General features: G+C 75.1%; 2 protein-coding genes. Both read left to right on the forward strand.

Features of this window, described 5'->3' with window-relative positions; translation table 11 throughout:
• Positions 1–792: 23S rRNA (guanosine(2251)-2'-O)-methyltransferase RlmB (rlmB, locus tag BG452_RS32975; protein WP_188308021.1), on the forward strand; the 792-nt coding region annotated here is incomplete at its 5' end.
• 195 nt (positions 793–987) lie between these two features.
• Positions 988–2246 (forward strand): DoxX family membrane protein (locus BG452_RS32980; protein ID WP_188308022.1); only part of this gene is annotated, 1259 nt, incomplete at its 3' end.

Here is a 2246-nt window from a genome sequence, read left to right on the forward strand (position 1 = left end):
ATGCGCCGGGCCGGGGCCGGCGGCCGCGGCGGCCGCGGCGGCGCGGGCCGCGCCGAGCTGGTCTTCGGCCGCAACTCGGTGGTCGAGGCACTGCAGGGCGACGTCCCGGCCAACGCGCTGTACGTCCAGCAGTTCATCGACACCGACGACCGGGTCCGCGACGCCTTCCAGGCCGCCAACGAGCGCGGCATCCCGCTGATGGAGGCCCCGCGCCCGCAGCTGGACCAGATGACCGGCGGGATGAACCACCAGGGCCTGGTGCTGCAGGTCCCGCCGTACGAGTACGCCCACCCCGAGGACCTGCTGGCGGAGGCCTCCGACGCCGGCCAGGACGCGCTGATCATCGCGCTCGACGGCGTCACCGACTCGCGCAACCTGGGCGCCGTGGTCCGTTCCGCCGCCGCCTTCGGCGCGCACGGCGTGGTCATCCCCGAGCGTCGCGCGGCCGGCATGACCGCCGGTGCCTGGAAGACCTCCTCCGGCGCCGCGGCCCGGCTGCCCGTCGCCCGTGCCACCAACATGACCCGCACCCTGGAGGCCTACCAGAAGGCCGGCCTGATGGTGGTCGGCCTGGCCGCCGACGGCGAGGCCGAGCTGGGCGACCTGGAGCTGCTGACCGGCCCGGTCGTGATCGTCGCGGGCAGCGAGGGCAAGGGCCTGTCCCGACTGGTCTCGGAGACCTGTGACATGCGGGTGCGGATCCCGATGAGCGGTCTGACCGAGTCGCTGAACGCCGGTGTCGCGGCGGGCATCGTGCTCTACGAGGCCGCCCGACTGCGCGCCAAGCGCTGAGCACGGCGGGCGTACCGTCCAGCACATCGGACGCCGCGCCCGCAGGAGATCTTCTGAATTCTCCGCGATCCGAGTGAAAAGCGATCGGGCCCGACCGGGTCCGATCGCTTTTCTCATGATCACTTCAAGTATGCGCCGGACATCCACCCGAGAGAGTGTCCTAAGCGGCCGTCACCCGGTTAGACGGGCGTGGACGTGGACACCAGAACACCTCGGCGCCCCCTGTTCGGCGGCGGCAGCACCGGGATGGACGCGGGCCCCGGGCTCGACACCGTCAAGGTGCCGTCGGACCCCGCGCGCCTCAGCAACACCCAGGCGAGCTTCCGGCTCCGGCTCGGCACCCAGGTGGCGCCGCTGATCGAGGCCCCGGCCGGACTGCTGTCCACCGGCGCCGCCTTCGGCGACCCGTACGCCAACCAGGGCCTGATCCGCCGTCCGCTGGTCACCCCGCAGGTCGTCGTACCGGCCTCCGCCGTCCCGGCGCTGGCCGGCGCCCAGGCCGGGACCGCCGGCGGCGCACCGCGCCGCAAGGGCCGGGTCACCGCCGTCACCTGGACCGGCCAGGCGGCCCCCGGGGACCTCGCGGCCACCCGGCTGCTGGAGGCGGTACGGATCAACGGCGCCCCGGCGGGCGTCGACCCGGACGAGACGGACACCCAGGCGCTGCCCGCCTACGCCGGCGCCCGGAGCGTCCCCCGCCAGCCGCGCGAGGGCAGCGGCACCGCCACCGACGCCGGCGTCGGCCCGGTCGGCGAACCGCACGGCTGGACCCCGAGCGGCGAACTGCCCGAGGTCTCCGCCACCGCTGCCGCCGACGGCAAGCAGCCCTGGTACCCCGGCCGCCGGGTCGACCTCGGCCTGGTCCTGCTGCCGCTGCGCGCGGTGCTCGGCTCGCTCTCCGTCTACGCCGGGTTCAGCAAGCTCTGCGACCCGGTGTACTTCGACGGCGGCGAGCGCGGCTCGATGATGCGCTGGCTCTCCTCGCTGCACCCGTGGAAGGTCGCCGAGCCGCTGCTGGCCTTCGCGATGGCCCACCCGGTGGGCTCCGGCCTGGTGGTGTCGTTCACCGAGATCGTGGTCGGCGTGCTGACCGTCCTCGGCCTGTGGCAGCGGCTCGCCGCCGGGGCGGCGATGCTGCTCTCCGCCGCGCTGTTGTTCACCGTCAGCTGGCGCTCCGTCCCCGTGTACGACACCCCCGACCTGATCTTCCTCGCGGCCTGGAGCCCGCTGCTCATCGCCGGGGCGCCCTTCGCCTCGCTCGACGGGCGGCTCAACCTGGAGGCCTGGCGCCGGATCGGCGCGGGCGCGCCGGGCGCCCTGCGCCGCCGGGTGCTGCGGCGCGGCGCGGTGGTCACCACCGTCGTGGTCGGCCTGACCCTGCTGCTCGGCTCGATGCTGGGCGCGGCCGTCCGCACCAGCGCCCGGCCGCACCAGGCGCCCGGCCGCCCGGCCGG

The organism is Streptomyces sp. CBMA123 (genome assembly GCF_014596465.1).
Classification (GTDB): Bacteria; Actinomycetota; Actinomycetes; order Streptomycetales; family Streptomycetaceae; genus Kitasatospora.